Source organism: Bacillus cereus group sp. BfR-BA-01360 (assembly GCF_022663595.1).
GTDB classification, from domain to species: Bacteria; Bacillota; Bacilli; order Bacillales; family Bacillaceae_G; genus Bacillus_A; species Bacillus_A cytotoxicus.
On sequence record NZ_JAKUFV010000081.1, the window covers coordinates 1 to 416 of the forward strand.

Sequence of the window (416 nt, forward strand, 5' to 3'; positions counted from 1 at the left end):
TTTGAAAGAATGGGACAATTTCAAAGTAATTTACAAACAACAACTCAAATTGCTACGAAAATGAGATCAGCTTCTGACAGGATTCAAAGTGCAACAAGTCGCTCTATAACAAAGGCCACACGTACAACATTATCTGTTAATTTCAAAGCACAAGAAGCGAATCAACAAGTTTTAGATTTGACGAGACAATTTCTTGCTGCCTTTCAACAATCGATTAATAATATTCACTCGGTAGCTAACGAGTTTGAGAGAATAGATAATGAACTTCATAATACTGTTCGCTAATGTGACCATCTGATAAAAGTAAAAGGGTAGGGGGAAAAAGATGAGTCAAGATATTGAAAAACAAATTAATCAATTGAATCAAAAATTACAAAGTGTATTCGAAGAACAGGATCGAAATCAATTTGCAATTC

1 protein-coding gene and 1 pseudogene are annotated in these 416 nt (G+C 33.2%); both read left to right on the forward strand.

Features of this window, described 5'->3' with window-relative positions; all coding sequences use genetic code 11:
- The first annotated feature begins 9 nt into the window (after positions 1-9).
- The gene (locus tag MR056_RS21995; protein ID WP_087098908.1) at positions 10-285 is read left to right on the forward strand and encodes a TIGR04197 family type VII secretion effector; all 276 of its coding nucleotides are present in this window, start codon (positions 10-12) and stop codon (positions 283-285) included.
- A gap of 40 nt (positions 286-325) precedes the next feature.
- Positions 326-416: pseudogene (locus tag MR056_RS22930) on the forward strand (DUF3958 family protein); the annotation flags it as partial.